This window comes from Asticcacaulis sp. W401b, from assembly GCF_046503825.1.
GTDB lineage: Bacteria > Pseudomonadota > Alphaproteobacteria > Caulobacterales > Caulobacteraceae > Asticcacaulis.
Genome location: NZ_JBKFEE010000006.1, coordinates 211,663 through 228,919, shown reverse-complemented (window position 1 = coordinate 228,919; position 17,257 = coordinate 211,663). Strand labels below are relative to the sequence as shown.

Genomic DNA, 17,257 nt, shown 5'->3' with positions numbered 1-17,257 from the left:
ATCACAGGGGAGCGGCTTCCTATGGTGGTGTTCGGGGTCGGCTTTAACCTCTTTTAATATCTCGCTAGGCATAGTGCTTGCCATGAGCACGCCGCCTGACTCGCAAGCCCTGAGCCCAGAAGACGAAATGTCCGTTGATGACGGCCTTATCGCGGTGGGTGCGCGTGCCGATGAGGCCCCCGAACAGGTCTTTCCGGCGCGTCAGACCCTGCTGAAACGGCTCGCTGACGTGGTCTGTCTGCCGGAAACGCGGGTCAATGCCTTTGAGCGCGCCGTGACCGCCGACCTGCTGGTCGAAATGCTGCGCGAAGCGCAAAAGGGCGAGCGCCTGCGCGTGGCGCGCCGTCTGAGCAAGCTGAGCGAAGTGCCGCACACCTTGGTGCGTCTGCTAATTACCGATGAGCCGGAGATCGCCCGCTTCCTGATCGAGGATTGCGACTCGCTGGCCGAAACCGATCTGCTCTATTGCGTTCGCCGCGGTACGCCGACCCACTGTCGCCTTCTGGCGGCGCGTAAATATATTGGGCCTGTGGTGGCCGAAGCCCTGACCGACACCGGCGATATCGACACGGTCGAGCAGTTGTTAAAGAACCGCACCTCCACCCTGTCGCAGGGCGCCATTGAGGTGGCGGTGTCGCTCAGTCAGGACGCGCCACGACTGGTGCCGCATCTGATCCGGCGTCTGGAACTGCGCCCTAGTTCGGCCTATGTGATGTTCTGGTGGGCCGATGCCGATGTGCGTCGCGTCATCCTGAGCCGGTTTGCCGTCAACCGCGAAGTCATGCAGGATTCCGCTGGTGACGTATTCGCTATGGCTGCGAAAGAAAAGTGGGGCGACCCGCTGGCGCGCAAGGCCCTGCAATTTATCGAGCGCCGTCAGCGCAACCGCGAGGCCCTGAAAAAAAGCCCGTTCGCCAGTCTGGAGGCCGCCATTGCCGAGGCCGCGCGCAGCGGCATGACGCGGCACACGGCCGAGGAAATCTCTTACCTGTCCGGTATCAAGCCTTCGACCGGGGCCAAGATCCTGCGGGATGGTGGCGGTGAGGCGCTGGCCGTGCTGTGCAAGGCAACGGGGCTGAAAAAGGCCGATCTGCGCAATCTGTGGCGGGCTTTGCGCCGTCCGGGGCAAAAGGACGGGGAGGTGCATCCGGACCTTGAGCGGGTGCTGGTTGTCTATGACACCCTGGCTGTGGATCGGGCGCAGACGGTGCTGCGCTACTGGAACTGGTCGCTCTCTTCGGCCCTGACGCCGATGATGATCCGCGCCCTGTCGCAAGGGGAGTCGATGGAAATAGACGCCCTGTCCGTACCGCAACGCGCCGCCATGCTGGCCTTCGCGCAGGACCTGAAGCGGTAGCCCCGAAATCAGGCTGGCGATAAATATAGAATCGCCTCACGCGACCCGCGGCTCAAGACTCGTCAAAGTACCAGACGGCTCAGAATGTGAGATTTTGCGGCTTTATTGACCTCATATACAGATACGAGCGGCATTTTGTCACAAACCGCACAGCGTGATGAGAACAAAAGGAGTCTAAATCCTGCGGGCCGTATCCTTAAGCCCGCATCTGTGGATAGGCGGCGGCCTTAACCGGGTTTAAATCTCTGGTTAACCCTTTTTTGCTTGCCAAGGAATCACTGATTAAGAGAAGGTGAAGGTCAGTGATTCGTATACGGGGCAAGGTTTCAGGCGATTATGACGGGCATGGCAGCGGAAATGCTGAGCGCTTTGCGCATGCACGAAGAGGTCTTCCGTTACTGGAAGAGCCTGCGCCGCCCCGGACGCCTGCCGTCGCGCGCCGACATTGATCCGTGCAGTGTGCGCAAGCTGTTGCCGACCATTTCCCTGATTGATGTGCTGGCCGATGATCCGGCGAATGAACCTGAGCGTTTCCGTCAGCGGCTGGCCGGCACCGACCTCTACACGGCCTATGGTATGGAGATCACGGGCAAGTCGTTCACCGACATCTATGGCCCCGAAGAAGCCCGCTACTGGGCCGAAGAACTCACCTTTGTGGTGCGTACACGCAAACCCGGTGTCGGTCTCCATTCGATGGCGTGGCGCGGTTCAAAATCGCTGAGCCTGTTCTGGCTGCGTCTGCCTCTGGCCTCGGACGGGGTCAATGTCGATATGATTCTGGGCCACGACGCCCTGATCGGCCAGCCGGAACTGATCGGCCCCAGCGGCATCCGCGCCGCCTGATTTTTTTGTCATCGCGATTTTTGACTTTAGTGCCGGAGACGAATCGCCTCTGCCCGCGGGGGTTTTGCCGTCGTCATCTGGCCCTCTATCCCCCTACTTAAGAGCGAAAAATAGGCTTAATTGCCCATATTTTCACTTGAAATAGGAAAACTATCCTCTCAATATCCGCTTCGCTTAACATGAGAACAAATTGGCAACATTTGAGTCTCGTGAAAGGGGATCGCTATGAAACGGAGGGTGCAGACAGAGGCGGAAATCGCCGCCGAGGCGCAGGCGGACCTGACACAGGCCGACTATGTGATGGGGCTGGTGTCGGTGGTAACCGGCGTGCCGCTCAGTGATATCCGCGCCATGGACCGCAAGGATGCGCGCACATCGCGGGCCCGGCAGTTGTGCATGTACCTGATCTCGGTGGCCTGGCAATGGCCGCTCTATCGCATTGGCGCGGCTTTTGGCCGTGACCGCACGACGGTCGGCCACGCCTGCCGTCGCATCGAGGATTTGCGCGACAACCGCCTGCGGGACGAGCAGATCGAGCGGCTGGAGGCCTGTCTGCTGGACATGCCCTCCGGTCTGGCCCTGCCGCGCCGGAGGGCCGCCTGATGCGCGGTACGCCCGAAGCCCTGCGCGAGCGGCTGAAAGCGCCGGGGGCGCACCTGAAGCCCGTGGCGGGCGGTTACGAACTGCGCCTGACTGCGGACGGGCGAAGGCGCGCCGTGGACCGGCTGAGTGCCGCCGACCTGCGCGCCGTTCAGGCGCTGGGGCCGCTGACCCGCCATGCCGACGGGCGGCTGAGCCTGATGCCGCCGCCGGATGACCTCAGTGGCCTGATCCGCGAGGGCTATTTTGACCGCCTTCAGTTGCTGGCGCTGGATCAGTGGCGGCGCGATCACGCCACCGCCTATGCTGCTGATCGCCTGACTCAGGACTGGAGCCGCTTTGGTGGCGGGGGGCGCTCTACCACGTCCAGTGACCTGCCGCTCTATCGTCTTCAGGCGCGCAGGCGCTGCGAAGAGGCGGCTGCTGTGCTGGGTGATCTGGCCGGGCCGGCGCGTCGGGTGGGGCTGGAAGACTGGCCTTTGTCGAAGGCGGCCTGTGGTCCCGAAGCATTGACGGAGGCCTTTACTCGCCTGTCTGGTTATTATCGTATCGGCGGTTAACCCAGTCATGTCCCGCTATGAAACGAAAATACCGAAAACTATAGCATGGATAATACACTGTTAACAAAAACCGCGATTGCCCGGTTGACCTTCGTAAGTCCTGCGCAGAGGATATATCCACAGTTCGGGAAAAGGACACATTATGTCTGAAGACAAGGCCACCCCCACCACGGTGACTCCGCTCAAAAATCCGCCGCGTAACACGCTGGACAAGCCGCTGCGCCATGTGGTGTCGAACGAAGAACTGGACGCCTTGTGCGAAGTGCGGCGCGAATACGTGACCGAGTATGTATGGGGCGCGGTCGGTGTGGCCATCGGCACCTTGCCCGGCACGGTGGCCCTGCTGTACGGCTATCTGACATCTGGTACCGCCTATGGCTTCCGCCCGGAAGGGCTCATTCAGTTCGGCCTGTTCTGCGCCGCCCTGTCGGTCATCGGCAGCATGGGCATGATCGCCCAACGCCGCGCCCGCCGCCTGCGCGATATCGAAGCCGATATCCGTATGCGGGCCTAACCGTTTCCAGACAGACTCATACCAACGGCCGAAGATGCTGACCGCATCCGGCCGTTGAAGAAACGAGAATGTCTCATATGTATCAGCGACATGAGACATTCTCGAATGGAATACCGAGGGTCATTCTCCATGACCCTTGGTATCAGGCCGCCGCCTGTTTCAGGCGTTCGACCATCGAGATCAGGCCATTGGTGCGCTGCGACGACAGGGCCTCATCCAGCCCCAGACGGGTCAGGGTGTCGCGGATTGAAAAGTCGCGCACCTCGGCGCGCGGCAGGCCGTTCAGCAACCGCACCAGAATGGCGATCAGCCCCTTGACGATATGGGCATCGGAATCGCCGCGAAAGCGCAAAACCCCGTCGCCGGCCTCATCCATCATCAGCCACACCTGTGAGGCGCAACCGCGCACGCGCGTCACCTCGTTGCGCTCGGCCTCGCTGAGCGGGGCGAGCGTTTTTCCCAGGTCGATAATATAGCGATAGCGGTCTTCCCAGTCGTCGAAGAGGTCGAATTCTTCGAGCAGATCGCTCAGGCGGGCGTCGAATGTATCGGTCATGGCGTGGCTATAGCGCGCCAAAGCGCATTCCGAAAAGTGTGAAACGGTTTTCGGATGCAAATGCGCGTCAAAAAAAGCGCATTCCGAAACGAAGTTCGGCGAAGCCAAAAGTGTGAAACGGTTTTCGGATGCAAATGCGCGTCAAAAAAAGCGTCCAAACCGAAAACTCAGCGTCGCTTCAGTCGCACCGTGGCTTTCAGCCCGTTGCGCGGGTCGGATTGTACCGAAAAGCTGCCGCCCATCGCTTCTGAGGCCAGTTTGACGATCGACCAGCCGAGCCCCGCACCTTCGCGGCTGCGGTTGTAATCGCTGGCCCCCTGCTCGAACGGCCGCATCAGGCGCGGGATATCGGCGGGGTCAGGCGCCTTGCCCGGATTGAAGACAGCGATATCGACAAACTCGCCGTCCGGGCGGGCGGTGATTTCGACATCGCGGCCTTCGGGCGTGAAGTCGATGGCATTGCCGATCAGGTGATCGAGACACAGGCCAAGGCCGCGCGGGTCAAAGCGCGCGCTCAGTTCGGCATCGGTCAGGCCAGGCAGGATATTGACGCCGCGGGCCCTGGCGCAGGCGGCGTGACGGCGCGCCGCGTCATGGATATGCGGCGGCAGGGTTTTGATCTCCGGACGCAGCAGGTTGGGCTCGCTTTCCAGCCGCACCAGCTCCAGCACGTCATTGAACAGGCTGAGCAATTTCTTGCCGCTGTCGCGGATAATCCCGGCATATTCTGTATATTGCGGCGCGCCCAGAGGTCCGTAAAGCTCGTGCGTCAGCACCTCGGCAAAGCCGATGATCGAGTTGAGCGGGGTGCGCAGTTCGTGGCTGACCATGCGCATAAAGGCACGCTTGCCGAAGTCGCTTTCCGGCGGGGGGCAGGCAGACGGGGTAAGGGCCGCCGGTTGTTTGTCCATAAGCGTGCGCCGCAACAGGAAGGAGAGGAATGAAACTTTGGGCTGAATCGTACAGTTAACGTCTTAAGCAGAGGTTTCCGGGGCGAAAGACGACTTTTCTTTGGTCTTTTCTCGCTTGGCGGGGGATAGCCTTTCTCTTTTGGCGGCAGTTGGTTAGGATGGCACACGTATCCGTGAGTAAAAACGTGCCGCTGAAATCCTATCTTCAGGAACTGAGATCACCCACCGGGGCCATGGCCACGCCGCGCAGTCGTGTGCGGTTGGGCGTCATTGCGTGGCATCTCGGCTGGTCGGCGGTCAGTCTGGCCTCCATGATCTATCTGATCTTCCTGCCGGCCTCGGTCAATGTGTTGGCGGCGCTGGCGGCGGCGGCCCTGCCGGGTGTGTGCAGCGTCTTCCTGCTTAGCCGGGATGATTTCCGTACGCGGCAGATGCTCGTCTGGGTGTGGGCCCTGGCCTGTCTGGCGGCGCTGGGGCTTTCGGGCGGCGTGCTGGGGCCGCTGGCACCGTGGGTAGCCGCCCCGATGGCGGCGGCTGTGGCGCTCAATCAGCGGCGGCTGATCCTGCTGGGGGCGGCCCTGTCGGTGGCGGTGACCCTGTTTGCCATCCTGTTTTCGCTGATGCGTCTGTTCCCCCTGCCGGATATTGTCGAAAGTTTCTGGCTGTCTTCGGTGGCGGTGATCACGCTGGTGACGGGGCTCGGCCTGTCGCTTTTGCCGGCGCTGCGCGTGCGTACCGAGGCGGTGCGCGGCGTCGAACACGACCGCACGCGCTTTCTGACGGTCCTCAGCGAACAGCCGCACCTGATCATCAGCGTCGATGGAGAGGGGCGTCTTCTGTCGGCCTATGGCGAGACGCCGCCGGGGCTCGATATGGCGCTTCTGATGAAGCACGGCCTGATCACCTGCGCCCACGTTCCGCACCGTCTGGGCCTGATGCAGGCGCTGGAGGCGGCGCAGGAGACGGGCCGCGCCGAAGCGGGCTTCATGCCGCACGCCGCGCTGGATCACTTCATTCGCCTCAGCCTGCGGCGCGGGGCGGATGGCAAGCTCTACGGCGTCCTGTCCGACGCCTCGCTGCAACACGCGCGCGAGGACGAGCTGGAAACGGCGCGTCAGGAAGCGCAGGCGCTCAATGAGGGCAAGTCGCGGTTTCTGGCCGGGATGAGCCACGAACTGCGCACGCCCCTCAACGCCGTCATCGGCTTTTCCGACATCATGCGTCAGCAGATGTTCGGCCCCCTGACCGGTAAATACGCCGAATACTCGCAACTGATCTGGGAGTCGGGGCAGCACGTGCTCGATCTGGTCAACGACGTGCTCGACATGTCAAAGATCGAGGCCAGCCGTTACGAGCTGTCGCTGGAACGCTTCGATGCGCGCGAACCCGTATCGGCGGCGCTGCGCCTGATACTGGCCACGGCGCACGAGAAGGGCGTGACGGTGAAGTCGGTCCTGCCGCCGACGCCGCTTGAGGTTACAGCCGACAAGCGCGCTATCAAGCAGATGTGCCTCAACCTTTTGTCCAATGCCGTCAAGTTCACGCCGCAGGGCGGCACGGTTACCCTGATGCTCAGCGAAACCGGTCAGGACAGTATCGACATCCAGATTACCGACACCGGGGTCGGCATCGCGCCCGAAGACCTCAAGCGGCTGGGCAAGCCCTATGAGCAATCCGGGCCGATGGAACAGCGGGCTATGGGGACGGGGCTGGGTCTGTCACTGGTGCAGGCCTTGGCCGGGCTGCACCGCGGGCGCATGACGATCGAAAGCGAGCTGGGGGTGGGGACGAGCGTCAGCCTGCTGCTGCCGGTGGCGGTCAATTCCGATCAGCCGGAACTGCCGCTCAGCCCGCCTGGCGCACCGGACACTGAGACGCTGGTGGCCCTTTCGACGGAAACGCCCAAGCCGCTGGAAGATCGCCTCTACACGCCGCCTGACCTGACCGGCAGCGACTTTGTGATCCGTCCCTCGAAGTCGTAATCTCTACTTCACCCCATACGGCGAGGGCAGGGTGGCGAAGACCAGACCCGGCACGAAATCCCCGGCTTCGAAGCGCGCATATTGCGTGCCGCTGTTGAAGTCGAAGGCCACCACAATGTCTTCGCGCGGGTCGAGCTTGCCGATGGCGACCGTGGCGCTCATCGGAAAATCAAAGCGCAGGGTGTCGCGCTTTTCCGCGTGACCGGCGAATTTTCCATCGACCGTGAACCCGGCCAGATTGACGCGCGGCGCGTTCTTCAGCGCGATCTGCGTGTTACGACGGCCGGAGGCGCTAAAGCTCAGATCAAACGGGCTCATGCCCTTCGGTATCTGCGCTGACACGGCCAGAGGGTCACGGTTGATCAGGCCGGAACGGCGGGCCGGATCGCGCACGATCAGCCGCGCCGCATAGGGCGTCTCGCCGCTGAATTGGGCCATCACACTGAGCGTCTGGCCTTTCAGCGTGCCATAGAGGCCAAAGCCCATGGCAACGTCACCGGTCTGCTGATACTGCACCAGACGCCATTTCGACAGGCTCTGTTCGGTGCGGTCAGCCAGCCATTCGCTGCGCAGCCCGCGCAGCGTCAGGCGGTTTTGCGCCACAAAGCCGCGATAGGCGCCGCGCAGGGTTTCGACCTCCTGCACCAGCGCCGGGTTGCGGCAATCGGCGCGGGCGGCGGCGGCGCGGGCGTGGTCGATCGTGGCATAGACGGTGGCCGGGGCAACGCCGTGATTGAGCGCCGCATTGCGGTTTTGCAGCAGCCCGGCCTTCAGCGCCAGCAGGGTGGGACCGTCGAACCAGTTACAGCGCGCATTGGCGCTGCTGATGAACTGACGACGGGTCAGGGTCTCCAGAGACACGGGCTCAGCGGCCGCCGTAGTGGCGGTCAGCATCAGAGCCAGGGCCGAGGCCAGTATTTTGCAGCGCTTCACGTTCGACATCCCTTCGCAGGCCGACTATAGACGAACGTGTTTAAGTCCCGGTGAGCAAACAGGGTAAACCGCATGTTACTGCCGACCGACCTTTGGGTATCGGCCCTGATCCGACGCGCCGAGCAGGGCGGGGCCTTTGCCTATGTGCTGAAAAAAGGCGATGCGCGCGCCGGTGCGGTGATCCTCAAAATCACCCACCTGCGCGAACGCGAAACCTATATCCTGCGTCAGGTCACCGCCGGGGACGAGGTGAAGTGGATGAAGCCCATCACCTCACACGATCCTGAGGCCATTGAGTCCTATATAGAGCGCGAGCGCCGCTTTGACTCCGATCTGTGGGTCGTCGAAATCGAGGATACCGAGGGGCGGCATTTCCTCACCGAGTCTATTCAGCTTTTGTAAACCCTGTTCCTAAACGGGATTTCAAACCCTCTGTGTCAGGATGATCACCCTGAAGCGATGTGCGGAAAAGTGTCAGCGGTTTTCCGCGATAACATCGCGACAGAAATAAAAGTAGTTCATAAAGGTGATCGCCTTGCATTTTCTCCTCAACGATGTCGTCTTCGATCTTGACCCCTCGCGCATGATGCATCCGCTGGATGCGCAGCGCTTCGAGGCGCTGTCGATCGACTACATCGCCCAACTGGGCAAGGAGATGTTTGCCGAAAACCCGCAGGCCCACCGCTACAACCCGGAACGCGCCCGCCGTCTGTGCTATCTGCTGCATCTCAAAATGCCGCACGTCAACGCGGCGCAGTTTCTCGATCAAGCGGGTCGCGGTCAGGCCGCCGACGTGCTGGCGGATTTCAAGGCGCTCAATGAAATGGCGCTGGGCATGATGTATCAGCAGCAGGTCATCGGACAACTGGATGCGGCGAAGGTGGATGGGGCCGTCTGGCACCGCCACGCCGCATAAAATCGAGGTCTTTGGTCGATTAGGGCGTCGCCGTCGCTTGGCTGTATTCATATACAGCCGGCGCTAGGCTCCTGCTACTCGACTCAAATCTCTCGATTTTAGATGTTGGCTGTCAGGCTGACTTCCGTTCGCCGGTGAGGAAGAGGGTGAGACCGATCAGAGGCGCGACGGTGCCGGCGATGGCAATGGCTGTCCAGCCGCCCAGACCATAGAGCGGGCTGGCCACCGCCGAACCGATCGCACCGCCCACAAAGATCGACGCCATATAGAGCCCGTTGAGACGGCCCCGGCTGTGCGGGTCGAGGCCATAGATGGCGCGCTGCCCCTGAATCATCGTCAACTGCACGCAGGCATCGAGGACGATACCTACGACCATCAGCGACAGAATGCTGACCAGCGCGGGTATCGTGCCGCTCAGCATGGCGAGGGCCGCGCCGATCAGGCCAAACAGCGTTACCTTCGCTCCGTGCCCGGCATCGCCCAGCCGTCCGCTGAGCGGGGCGGCCAGAGCGCCTGCGGCCCCCGACAGGGCAAACAGCGCGATCTGCGACTGGCTGAGGTGAAACGCCCGGAACAGCTCCACCGGCACGGCGGTCCAGAACAGGCTGAAGGCCCCGAACATGGTCGCCTGAAGCAGCGAGCGTTGCCTCAGCACCGGCTGGCTGAGCCACAGCGATGCCATCGACCGCAGCAGCGCGCCGTAAGAGGCCGTGTGCGCCGGGCGGCGCTGCGGCAGGGTCAGGGCCAGCACCAGACCAATGGCGATCATCAGCCCGGCGGCGATAAAGAACACCGCCCGCCACCCCAGATGATCGGCCACAAAACTCGACAAGGGCCGCGACAGCAGGATGCCGGTCAACAGCCCGCCCATAATATTGCCGACCGTCCGGCCGCGCGTTTCTTCCGGGCTCAGATGCGCCGCTAACGGGATCAGCATCTGCACCGACACCGCCCCCAGACCGGTCAGAAAGGCCACGAACAGGAACAACCCGCCGTTTTGCGCCGTGGCGCTGAGGACCAGGCTGACAAAGGCCAGACCGAGGGTAACAAGGATCAGGCGTTTATTCTCAAACAGGTCAAGCAAGGGCGTGATGAACACCATCCCCGCCACATAGCCAATCTGGGTCAGCGAGACGATCAGGCTGGCCGTCGTCTGCGACAGGCCGACATCCGGTGCGATCAGCTCGATAATCGGCTGGGCGTAGTAGAGATTGCCGACAATGGCGCCGCACGCGAAGGCGAACAGCGCCACAAGCGCGGGTGACAGGTGAGACGGGGCGGGGATGCGGGCATCAGTCATGGCGCACATATAGGTGGCCTTTTCGCAGATGCAAACGTTTGGACGGGGCGGGGGCGAAAGGGGCTTGCCTTTCCGTTGCGGCAGGCGGTTACAATGCGATGCAACAGGGTTTGAATTGACCCTGCCCGGCCTTTGCGCGATCCTCTGCCCATGAACATTTCCCTGCCCCCTCTGCCGCACTATCCCACCCGCTGGGCGCGCCACGCCGATCTGATCGTGCACGTGACGGGGCTGGCCTTTGCCCTGTTCGGTGGCGGGGTGGCGCTGGGTCTGGCGGTGACGCAAGGCTTGCTGGGCATGGTGGCCGCCGTCATCATCTATGCGGTGGGCATGATCGCCATGCTGGCTTTTTCGACGGCCTATAATTTCGCCAACCCGCGGTTTCAGCCGTTTCTGCGCCGTCTCGATCACGCGGGCATCTTCCTGATGATCGCCGCCAGCTACACGCCCTTCACCACGCAGGCCTTAAGCGGGCCGTGGGCCTGGGGCATGACGGCCGGCGTATGGACGCTGGCCGGGCTGGGCATATTGGGCAAGCTGTTCCTGCCCGGCGTGGGTAAGGGCGTGTGGGTGGCGCTTTATCTGATCCTCGGCTGGCTGGTGGTCATTGCGCTCAAGCCGATGATCGCCGATGTGCCGCCGGCCGCCATGATCCTGCTGGCCATCGGCGGGCTGGTCTATAGCGTCGGGGCCATCTTCTACATGATGAAGCGTCTGAAATTCCGCCGCGCCATCTGGCATGGCCATGTGATCACCGGGGCCGTCCTGCACTGGTGCGCGGTGCTGGTCGGTGTGGTGCTGGTCGGGCATTGAGGACGGGTTCGGGGCCTTTACATTTTACCCCCAAAGCCTTATCCGCAGCGCATGTCCAATACCCCCGCCACCGAAGCGCCCCGCCGCCGTACCTTCGCTATTATCTCGCACCCGGACGCCGGTAAGACGACTCTGACCGAGCACCTCCTGCTGGCTGGTGGGTCAATCCGTGCCGCCGGTCAGGTGCGGGCGCGCGGTGAAAACCGCCGCACCCGTTCCGACTGGATGAAGATCGAAAAGGAACGCGGCATTTCGGTCTCGTCCTCGGTGATGACCTTTGAACACGATGGCAAGGTGTTCAACCTGCTCGATACGCCGGGCCACGAGGACTTTTCGGAAGACACCTACCGCACCCTGACCGCCGCCGACGCCGCCATCATGGTGCTCGACGCCGCCAAGGGGATCGAGCCGCAGACGCTCAAGCTGTTTGAGGTGTGCCGCCTGCGCGACATCCCCATCATCACCTTCATCAACAAGATGGACCGTGAGGCCGAGGACTCGCTGGCCCTGCTGGATGAGGTGGCGTCAAAGCTGCAACTCGATCCGTCGCCCCTCTACTGGCCGGCCGGGTCGGGTAACCGCTTCCGTGGGATGCTGGAGCTGAAGACCGGCCTGTTTTACCCCTTCACCCGCCGTGAGTCGGGTTCGGAATACGATCAGGGCCACGAAGACCCGGCCCCGCTGGATCAGGCGGTGGCCAAGGGCTGGCTTGATCAGGCCGAACTCGACGAACTGCGCGATACGGCCGAACTGCTGGAAGGCGGGTTCAAGGCGTTTGAGGTGGAGAGCTTCCTCGAAGGCCACATGACACCGGTCATCTTCGGCTCGGCGCTGCGCCATTACGGCGTCAATCAGTTGCTTCAGGCGATTGGCGATTTCGCTCCGGCCCCAAAGACGGTGGCGGCGTCGAAGGCCGGGACCGACACTACGGTCGATCCGACGGACAAGGAAGTCACCGGTTTTGTGTTCAAGGTGCAGGCCAATATGGACCCCAACCACCGCGACCGCATCGCCATGCTCAAGCTGACCTCTGGCAAGTTCCAGCGCGGCATGAAGCTCAAGGTGCAGAATACGGGCAAGCAACTGAGCGTCAACGCGCCGATTATGTTCTTTGCCTCGGACCGCGAACTGGCCGAAGACGCCTTTGGCGGCGATGTCATCGGCATTCCCAACCACGGCGTGCTGCGCGTCGGTGACTCCCTGTCGGAAAGCGGCACGGTGCGCTTTCAGGGTCTGCCCAACTTCGCGCCGGAAATCCTCCAGCGCGTGCGCGTCAAGGACCCGCTGAAGGCCAAGCACCTTAAAAAAGCGCTGGAATCTCTGGCCGAAGAGGGGGTGACGCAGTTGTTCCGCCCGTCCATCGGTTCAGACTTTATCGTCGGCGCCGTGGGTCAGCTTCAGTTCGAAGTCATGGCCGACCGTCTGGCCAACGAATACGGGCTGGATGTGATCTTTGAACCCTCGCCCTATGCCGAAGCGCGCTGGCTGGGCGGAGATGCGGCCAAGATCGAGGACTTTGCGGGCAAGCACCGTTCAGCCATGGGCACGGATATTGACGAGTTTCCGGTGTTTCTGGGCAAGTCGGCCTGGGAGATCGGCTATGTCGCCGAACGCTATCCGGACGTGAAGTTCCTGCGCACCAAGGAGCGGGGTTAATAGAGTTTACGCCAGAACCACGCTGCCCAGCAGCACCTTGACGCCCTTTTGTTTGATGATGGCGTCGGTGGCCGTCTGAAGCTCGCGCGTCAGATAGTCGAGATCAATCAGCGATGAGGCCGTCAGCCCCATGGCATAGGCTTGCAGGCGGGCCACATAGGCATCGCGCAGGCGCGGAACCGACTTACTGAGGGTTTCGGCCAGCTTCTCATTCTTGTTGGTGTCGAGCCCGACCTCAACCGTCAGCGTGCCGTGCTTGCCGCCGCGCGCCTTGGTAAAGACGGTCAGCAGCGGCATCTGCACAAAGTCGGCTCCGCCGCCCTTTTTCTTGGGCGCGCTGGCCAGGGCGTGTGAAGCCGTGCTGCCCGTCGCCATAAGGGTCAGGCCGGACAATTGCCATCTTAAAAGGTCGCGTCTGTTCATGAGGTTGAGGCTAGCACAACAGGGTTTACAGGCGGTTTCCATTTACGCTTAATTTCGATTAACCATGTATTTTCAAATGGTTAAAGCTGGAATTAAGAATTTGAGGCTAGGGTGCGTCCGCGAAGAATTGCGGTGCCTCTCTGATGTCTGAAACCTCTGCGCTGTTGCGCCATGTCAATCTGCCGGCCACGACGGTCCTGATTGTCGAAGATAATGACGGACTGAGGCGGATGATCGTCGAGGTGCTGCGCGCCTCTGGTTTTCAGCAACTGATTCAGGCCCGTGACGCCGAAGAGGCGATCGAGCTTCTGGGGGCCTATAATCCCGATCTGATGATCCTGGACTGGAACCTGCCGGGTTTGTCGGGCATTGATCTGACGCTGTTGCTGCGGCAGGCGGCGGTGAATGAAGACGCGCGCTTTCCCAATCCGCGTATCCCCGTGCTGATGCTGACCGGGCGTCAGCGCTCGCGCGATGTGACCGAAGCGCGCAATGCCGGGGTCGATGAATTTGTCATCAAGCCGTTTTCGACGCGCAGCCTGATGCGTGGGGTGGCCTCCGCCCTGTGCCGTCAGCGCCCGTTTATCGTCTCGGCGGGCTATGTCGGCCCCTGCCGACGCCGGCGCAAGGATGAGGACTATCGCGGTCTTATGCGCCGCGTCGATGATATTGAGGCCGCCGCCGACCGCCATTCGCGCGCCCTGTTCCAGCAGACCCTGTCGGTCGAGCTTGAGGCCCTGCACGCCCTGATGTCGGCGCGCGGCGGGCTGCACAAGGAGACGCTGGATTACCTGATCGAGCGTACCAGCGAGGCCGAGACGCAGGCGGTAAGATATCGCCAGAGGCTGCTGGCCGAAGCTACACGTTCTTTAAAGGAATATGTGTCATATTTCGGGAATGCGGCTGAACCGGATGTGCTGGACGTGCATCTGGATTCCATTCGCCGGCTGAACGCCCTGCGCCATGAGGATACGGCCGAAGCCCAGACCATCCTTCGTCAGCTTGAAGCGCTGGTGAAGAATCGCAAGAGGAAGAGACTGTCGGCATGAGTGCGGTGGCAACCTACCGGCAGACCAAAGGCGCGTTTCAGGCGCGTTCGGACAAGGGTAAGCCCGCCTCACGCGATGTGCGCAATCTGGCGAATCTGGGCGATACGGCCTCGACCAGCCGCGTCCTCAATCTGGCAGCGATTGCGCTCGTCATGTCCGGCGAAAAAGACTATGCCGCCAAGCCCTTCTTCCGCGACCGGCAGCTTAACCGCGCCATACTGATCAAGCACACCCTGCGCGCCAATGAGCGCGACCTGTTCAGCCGCACGCGGCGCACGGCGACCAAGATCGTCATGCCCTTCGACGCTGAGGACCTGCGTCTGGGCGGGCGTTCGGTCATGGTCAATCAGGTGGGCTTCGAAGCCTTTTGCCGCACGCAGTTCGGCATTGGCGATGTCAATTCGCATATGGATGTGCAGGTTCTGCGCCTGCTGGACGACCTGCCGTCGCTTGATCCGTTTCTGGTGCGCGAACACCTGTCGCGCAATGGCTTCAAACCCGGCGCCTGTTATCTCAATATCTCGGCCCATGATATTCAGCGCATGATCGGTTTCGCCAATGCCGAGATCGAGCAACTGGTGCGCACGGCGTTCGGCAATATGATGGTCGGGGGTGCCAGCATCAAGCTGGCCGGCAAGATCCTGTCGAATGAGCTGGATCAGGAATTGTCGCCCCTGCGCCAGACGCTGCGCATGTCCGAAGAAGAGTTCTCCGAAGGCATCTTCTCGTGGCGCGGCTTCCTCTATTTCAAATGGCGTCACGAAGAACTGCAAAACGAGATGCGCCGCGTCATTCAGGGGCTGGGCTCTTACCAGCCCGTCGGCGCGGTTGACGATCAGGTGCGTGATTATCTGCGTGAGGTGCGTCCGCGGCTGGGCCGACGTATCGCCAAGGCGGTCAATGAGGTGGCGCGCACCCTCAGCATCTATGATCGCGCCTATCACGCGCTGACCCAGGGGCAAAACCCCGGTCCCTTCCGTCAGTTCCTGCTTCAGGGGCCGAAGCTGTTTTTCGAACTGGGCGAAACCATCGGCATATTGGGGCATATCTCGTCCTTCTGGACCTACCGCATGATGTCGAGTTTCGCCGCCCAGCGGCTGACCGCGCTGGAATACGCCGACGTGCTGATGGATTTTGACGACAGCCTGATGATTTTGGGGCCTGACGACGAGGATTAACCGTCTTCGTTCACGCCCTGTTGGAACCTGTCCCATACGGTCCGAAACTGACCTTTTTTCCGTTTCAGTCTGGTTCGTGATGGTTTCAACGGCCCGCCGACATTACAAGATGACCCGCGCGCCGGATCAATCGAACCGCGTCATCCGCGAATACCGCAATCTGGCCAATCTGGGGCAGACGGCCGCCTCAACGCGGGTCCTCAACCTGTCGCGCGTCTACCGCCTGCACCACAAGGATGAGGACTATGGGGACAATCCCTTCTTTCAGTCCTCGCTGCTCAACCGCTGCATCATCCTCAAACACACCCTGCGCCTGAACGAGCGGCACTTCTATCACGGCACCCGTCGCACCGTGACCAAGATCATCCTGCCCTACGATCATTTCGACCTGCGTCTGGGGGCGTCGAGCATCTTCATCAACCAGATCGGTTTCGAGCAACTGGCGCGGGACTATCTGTCGATCAGCGATTTCGACAAGAACCCGGACATAAAAATTCTGCGCCGACTGGATCAGTTGCCGTCGCTCGACCCGTTTCTGGTGCGTGAAACCCTGGCGCGCCACGGCCATCGCCCGGCGGGCATCTATCTGCGCCTGTCGCCCGCCGACCTGTCGCGCATGATGCAGTTCACCTCCAGCGAGATCGAGCGGCTGGTCAATACGGCGCTGGGCGATCACTATGCCGGGGCCTCGATGAAGCTCGGCAACAAGATCCTCTCCGATCAGCTTGACCGCGAACTGTGGCCGCTGAAAGAGACGTTCCGCATGTCCGATTTGGAATTCGCCGAAGGTATCTTCGCCTGGCGCGGCTTCCTCTATTACAAGTGGCGTTACCTTGAGCTTCAGGATCGTCTGCGCGAAGTCCTCGCCGGTATCGGCACCTATCAGCCCTTTGGCGTCAGCGATGATCGCGTAAAGGACTATATCCTCAGCGCCCGCCTGCGTCTGGCGCGCGGCATGGCGCGTGCGCTCAATCAGGCCTACGACGTGCTGAAAATCTATGACACGGCCTATGCCGATCTGGTCAGCCACAATAAGCCGGGGCCGTTCAAACGCTTCCTGCTCAATGGCTCCGGCCTGTTCACCGAACTGGGGGAGATCATCGGCACGCTGGACCACATCGCCGCCTTCTGGAGCTTCCGGATGAATCGCGCCATCCAGTCGGGCAAGCCGATGAAGCCGGTCGAATATGCCGACGTGCTGATGGATTTTGAAAGCGGGCTCAACTACCTGTTCGAGGATCGCCCCAGTTTCAGCGTCACGACCTCCGGCTTTCTGCGCGCCAGTATCCCGGCGGGGTGAACGAGAGTCTTCGACGGTTCACAAAAGGCGAGGGCGAAGGCGAGGGCTTTCGCCTTTTCATTTGCAGATAACATAATCATATAAAGATATGTTTATATCATTATTGACTCTCGCGCCTCGTCCGCCTAAGGTCCGGCTGTCAGCGGTCCGCGCCTTTTAAAAAGCGTGGCTAAGAGGGAAGCCGGTCCAAACCCGGCGCTGCCCCCGCAACTGTAGGCGGTGAGTGTCGATCCGGAAGACCATTGGGGTGCGCCCTGAGAAGGTGGATCGAAACCGTGACCCGCAAGCCAGGAGACCTGCCACTGACCGCATCTGTCATCCCGGGCGGAGGGCCACGGGCATGAGTCCTTCGCCCTGCGGCCTGAC

Annotated in this window: 18 protein-coding genes and 1 riboswitch; of the genes, 13 read left to right on the top strand and 5 right to left on the bottom strand. The window is 61.7% G+C overall.

Annotated elements, in window-relative coordinates; genetic code table 11:
• The first annotated feature begins 82 nt into the window (after positions 1-82).
• The 5 genes from ACK8OE_RS14345 to ACK8OE_RS14325 all read left to right on the top strand — a co-directional run bounded on the left by ACK8OE_RS14345 (position 83) and on the right by ACK8OE_RS14325 (position 3,874).
• The gene (locus ACK8OE_RS14345; RefSeq protein ID WP_410273082.1) at positions 83-1,357 is read left to right on the top strand and encodes a DUF2336 domain-containing protein; all 1,275 of its coding nucleotides are present in this window, start codon (positions 83-85) and stop codon (positions 1,355-1,357) included.
• A 336-nt stretch (positions 1,358-1,693) separates the two neighbouring features.
• Positions 1,694-2,200, top strand: a complete 507-nt coding sequence (locus ACK8OE_RS14340; RefSeq protein WP_410273081.1) for a PAS domain-containing protein — start codon at positions 1,694-1,696, stop codon at positions 2,198-2,200.
• Between the two features lie 225 nt (positions 2,201-2,425).
• A complete protein-coding gene (locus ACK8OE_RS14335) occupies positions 2,426-2,803 on the top strand; it encodes a helix-turn-helix domain-containing protein (RefSeq protein ID WP_410273080.1) in 378 nt (125 codons plus the stop codon).
• Positions 2,803-3,360, top strand: a complete 558-nt coding sequence (locus tag ACK8OE_RS14330; RefSeq protein WP_410273079.1) for a hypothetical protein — start codon at positions 2,803-2,805, stop codon at positions 3,358-3,360. Before ACK8OE_RS14335 ends, ACK8OE_RS14330 begins: the two co-directional genes overlap by 1 nt.
• 142 nt (positions 3,361-3,502) lie before the next feature.
• Entirely contained in the window at positions 3,503-3,874 is a 372-nt protein-coding gene (locus ACK8OE_RS14325; protein WP_126422676.1) for a hypothetical protein, read from the top strand.
• Positions 3,875-4,016: 142 nt separating this feature from the next.
• Here the strand turns inward: ACK8OE_RS14325 and ACK8OE_RS14320 are convergent, their stop codons facing one another.
• Both ACK8OE_RS14320 and ACK8OE_RS14315 read right to left on the bottom strand, forming a co-directional pair.
• Entirely contained in the window at positions 4,017-4,430 is a 414-nt protein-coding gene (locus ACK8OE_RS14320) for a SufE family protein (protein ID WP_290795634.1), read from the bottom strand.
• Positions 4,431-4,597: 167 nt separating this feature from the next.
• Positions 4,598-5,341, bottom strand: a complete 744-nt coding sequence (locus ACK8OE_RS14315) for a sensor histidine kinase (RefSeq protein WP_410273078.1) — start codon at positions 5,339-5,341, stop codon at positions 4,598-4,600.
• Between the two features lie 173 nt (positions 5,342-5,514).
• Here ACK8OE_RS14315 and ACK8OE_RS14310 point away from each other — a divergent pair, with 173 nt between their 5' ends.
• Positions 5,515-7,323, top strand: a complete 1,809-nt coding sequence (locus ACK8OE_RS14310) for a sensor histidine kinase (RefSeq protein WP_410273077.1) — start codon at positions 5,515-5,517, stop codon at positions 7,321-7,323.
• Positions 7,324-7,326: 3 nt separating this feature from the next.
• On the opposite strand, the gene ACK8OE_RS14305 is transcribed toward ACK8OE_RS14310, so the two are convergent.
• Positions 7,327-8,256, bottom strand: coding sequence for a hypothetical protein (locus ACK8OE_RS14305; protein ID WP_410273076.1), 930 nt, complete (start codon positions 8,254-8,256; stop codon positions 7,327-7,329).
• Between the two features lie 72 nt (positions 8,257-8,328).
• Here ACK8OE_RS14305 and ACK8OE_RS14300 point away from each other — a divergent pair, with 72 nt between their 5' ends.
• Together ACK8OE_RS14300 and ACK8OE_RS14295 are read left to right on the top strand one after the other, a co-directional pair.
• On the top strand, positions 8,329-8,658 hold the full coding sequence (locus ACK8OE_RS14300; protein ID WP_298329099.1) for a DUF1491 family protein: 330 nt from the start codon (positions 8,329-8,331) through the stop codon (positions 8,656-8,658).
• A 124-nt stretch (positions 8,659-8,782) separates the two neighbouring features.
• Positions 8,783-9,172, top strand: coding sequence for a hypothetical protein (locus ACK8OE_RS14295; protein WP_290795624.1), 390 nt, complete (start codon positions 8,783-8,785; stop codon positions 9,170-9,172).
• Positions 9,173-9,284: 112 nt separating this feature from the next.
• Here ACK8OE_RS14295 and ACK8OE_RS14290 read toward each other — a convergent pair whose 3' ends face one another.
• Positions 9,285-10,481: an MFS transporter gene (locus ACK8OE_RS14290; RefSeq protein WP_410273075.1), complete on the bottom strand. Its 1,197-nt coding sequence runs from the start codon at positions 10,479-10,481 to the stop codon at positions 9,285-9,287.
• Positions 10,482-10,622: 141 nt separating this feature from the next.
• Here ACK8OE_RS14290 and trhA point away from each other — a divergent pair, with 141 nt between their 5' ends.
• The gene (gene trhA / locus ACK8OE_RS14285) at positions 10,623-11,285 is read left to right on the top strand and encodes a PAQR family membrane homeostasis protein TrhA (RefSeq protein WP_126422688.1); all 663 of its coding nucleotides are present in this window, start codon (positions 10,623-10,625) and stop codon (positions 11,283-11,285) included.
• 51 nt (positions 11,286-11,336) lie between these two features.
• Positions 11,337-12,941: a peptide chain release factor 3 gene (locus ACK8OE_RS14280; protein ID WP_410273074.1), complete on the top strand. Its 1,605-nt coding sequence runs from the start codon at positions 11,337-11,339 to the stop codon at positions 12,939-12,941.
• Between the two features lie 6 nt (positions 12,942-12,947).
• Here the strand turns inward: ACK8OE_RS14280 and ACK8OE_RS14275 are convergent, their stop codons facing one another.
• Entirely contained in the window at positions 12,948-13,334 is a 387-nt protein-coding gene (locus tag ACK8OE_RS14275) for a Tat pathway signal protein (protein ID WP_410273073.1), read from the bottom strand.
• A gap of 173 nt (positions 13,335-13,507) precedes the next feature.
• Here ACK8OE_RS14275 and ACK8OE_RS14270 point away from each other — a divergent pair, with 173 nt between their 5' ends.
• The 3 genes from ACK8OE_RS14270 (at position 13,508) to ACK8OE_RS14260 (ending at position 16,891) form a co-directional block, all read left to right on the top strand.
• Complete coding sequence (locus ACK8OE_RS14270; RefSeq protein ID WP_290795611.1) at positions 13,508-14,413, top strand: response regulator; 906 nt, start codon at positions 13,508-13,510, stop codon at positions 14,411-14,413.
• A complete protein-coding gene (locus ACK8OE_RS14265) occupies positions 14,410-15,591 on the top strand; it encodes a hypothetical protein (protein WP_410273072.1) in 1,182 nt (393 codons plus the stop codon). Before ACK8OE_RS14270 ends, ACK8OE_RS14265 begins: the two co-directional genes overlap by 4 nt.
• A gap of 109 nt (positions 15,592-15,700) precedes the next feature.
• Positions 15,701-16,891 carry a hypothetical protein gene (locus ACK8OE_RS14260; RefSeq protein WP_410273071.1) on the top strand — a complete coding sequence of 397 codons (1,191 nt, stop codon included), beginning with the start codon at positions 15,701-15,703 and terminating at the stop codon, positions 16,889-16,891.
• Positions 16,892-17,017: 126 nt separating this feature from the next.
• Positions 17,018-17,210, top strand: a riboswitch (cobalamin riboswitch).
• Positions 17,211-17,257 lie beyond the last annotated feature (47 nt).

Excerpts from the sequence above, each read along its gene's own strand:
- ACK8OE_RS14345 (WP_410273082.1), top strand. The coding sequence starts at position 83 with ATGAGCACGCCGCCTGACTCGCAAGCCCTGAGCCCAGAAGACGAAATG.
- ACK8OE_RS14340 (WP_410273081.1), top strand. The coding sequence starts at position 1,694 with ATGACGGGCATGGCAGCGGAAATGCTGAGCGCTTTGCGCATGCACGAA.
- ACK8OE_RS14335 (WP_410273080.1), top strand. The coding sequence starts at position 2,426 with ATGAAACGGAGGGTGCAGACAGAGGCGGAAATCGCCGCCGAGGCGCAG.
- ACK8OE_RS14330 (WP_410273079.1), top strand. The coding sequence starts at position 2,803 with ATGCGCGGTACGCCCGAAGCCCTGCGCGAGCGGCTGAAAGCGCCGGGG.
- ACK8OE_RS14325 (WP_126422676.1), top strand. The coding sequence starts at position 3,503 with ATGTCTGAAGACAAGGCCACCCCCACCACGGTGACTCCGCTCAAAAAT.
- ACK8OE_RS14320 (WP_290795634.1), bottom strand. The coding sequence starts at position 4,430 with ATGACCGATACATTCGACGCCCGCCTGAGCGATCTGCTCGAAGAATTC.
- ACK8OE_RS14315 (WP_410273078.1), bottom strand. The coding sequence starts at position 5,341 with ATGGACAAACAACCGGCGGCCCTTACCCCGTCTGCCTGCCCCCCGCCG.
- ACK8OE_RS14300 (WP_298329099.1), top strand. The coding sequence starts at position 8,329 with ATGTTACTGCCGACCGACCTTTGGGTATCGGCCCTGATCCGACGCGCC.
- ACK8OE_RS14290 (WP_410273075.1), bottom strand. The coding sequence starts at position 10,481 with ATGTGCGCCATGACTGATGCCCGCATCCCCGCCCCGTCTCACCTGTCA.
- trhA (WP_126422688.1), top strand. The coding sequence starts at position 10,623 with ATGAACATTTCCCTGCCCCCTCTGCCGCACTATCCCACCCGCTGGGCG.
- ACK8OE_RS14280 (WP_410273074.1), top strand. The coding sequence starts at position 11,337 with ATGTCCAATACCCCCGCCACCGAAGCGCCCCGCCGCCGTACCTTCGCT.
- ACK8OE_RS14270 (WP_290795611.1), top strand. The coding sequence starts at position 13,508 with ATGTCTGAAACCTCTGCGCTGTTGCGCCATGTCAATCTGCCGGCCACG.
- ACK8OE_RS14265 (WP_410273072.1), top strand. The coding sequence starts at position 14,410 with ATGAGTGCGGTGGCAACCTACCGGCAGACCAAAGGCGCGTTTCAGGCG.
- ACK8OE_RS14260 (WP_410273071.1), top strand. The coding sequence starts at position 15,701 with ATGACCCGCGCGCCGGATCAATCGAACCGCGTCATCCGCGAATACCGC.